Source organism: Kitasatospora sp. NPDC058406, from assembly GCF_042722765.1.
Classification (GTDB): Bacteria; Actinomycetota; Actinomycetes; order Streptomycetales; family Streptomycetaceae; genus Kitasatospora.
The window spans coordinates 18,932-20,212 of record NZ_JBHXKE010000183.1 but is presented as its reverse complement, the minus strand read 5'-3'; the positions used below and the strand labels follow the sequence as shown (position 1 = coordinate 20,212).

The 1,281-nt window shown below is 71.4% G+C and carries 2 protein-coding genes; both read right to left on the bottom strand.

Going from position 1 to position 1,281, the window contains the following annotated elements:
- Nucleotides 1-305: 305 nt before the first annotated feature.
- Nucleotides 306-692: a hypothetical protein gene (locus ACFWOG_RS29185; protein ID WP_380361793.1), complete on the bottom strand. Its 387-nt coding sequence runs from the start codon at nt 690-692 to the stop codon at nt 306-308.
- Between the two features lie 11 nt (nt 693-703).
- Complete coding sequence (locus ACFWOG_RS29180) at nt 704-973, bottom strand: hypothetical protein (RefSeq protein WP_380361791.1); 270 nt, start codon at nt 971-973, stop codon at nt 704-706.
- Nucleotides 974-1,281 lie beyond the last annotated feature (308 nt).

Below are 1,281 nucleotides of genomic sequence, written 5' to 3'. Positions count from 1 at the left end.
GGCCGCGCGGGGGGGCGGCCCACCACTGTGTCGGGGACCTCCGCGACCCGGTGGAGACGTTGGCCTCCACTGCTGGTGGGCCTGCGGTCCGCACGGCCACAGGATCAGCCGGGCGGCGTCGGCGGTCGAACCGCCCTCGACGTCCAGGCACGTGTGCCAGGCCCCCTGCCCCGTCTCGTACGCGCCCTGGTCCGGAGCGCTCTGCCGGGTTCGACGACCGGAGGCGGTCCTGGTCAGGGCGCCCGGGCCGCAGGAGTCCTTCGAGACGGGCTGCGGCGGGGGCGCCCCTCTGGCAACGGTGTGACCTACCGGCCCAGAGGTCGGCCCGTACGAATCCGCCTTCTGGGCCGCTCGGGGAATGGGTTTCCCTCGTTGAACGTCCTCTGCAGCTTCGCCACCTTCTCCACGATGGCGTCTTCGATCAGATCGCTCAGGGACTGGTATCCCCCCTCGTACGGGGTCGTTGCCACCACTGCGTTGCGGGCGGCCTCCGCCACCGCCGTGGTGATGTACGGCTGCACCTTCTCCTTGCCTGCGACCTGTCCCCGGGGGACCGGCCCGGCCTTCGCCTCGGCCTTCACCTCGGCCGGTGCCGCCGGGGGCGGCTCGGTGGGCGCGGCCGGGAGGTAGGACCGGCCGCCGGGCTTCGGTTCGTGTTCCTCGGTCGGGTCGTCGGTGCCGTCAAGCGTCACTCGCCCCATGGTCAGGCCCCCGTCCTGCTCGGTGCGGCCACCATGCACTCCAGCGCGACACGGGCGAATTCTTCCCGGGCGGGCGCGAAGATCACGCCGCTGGCGGCTCGGGTGTACCGGGTGACCGTCAGGCCCCGCGAGGGCGCGTCCGTGTGCCGGACGACCATCCCCGGCTCGATCGGGGTCCTGCCGACCACGTGAAACCCAGATGCGCCTTGCTGGGACAACGGTGTCGCCTTGACCACCGCTGTGGGCTCGATTCGCTCCGTCACCTGTGCCACTGCCACCTCCTCTGTCTCTGGCCGATACCGGCGATCCGGCAGGCCTCGGTGTTGCTGTGGCCCTGCTCCATGAGACGGGAACATGCCGCTCGCTCCCGGCTCAGCCTCACAGGCCCCTGAGCCGTCCGGTCCTTACGGATCTCGAAGTCCGGTGCAATCCCCTGAACCGGGGTGTGGCAACGACTCCTGGAACCCAAGGTGGTGGGGGGCGCCCCCGGCCGGGCGCCCAAACCCCCCGCCCGAACTGACACCCCGGGGTACTATTGGACCCCACACAACAGAGGTGTCAGGGGGGCGGCCCGACCCAC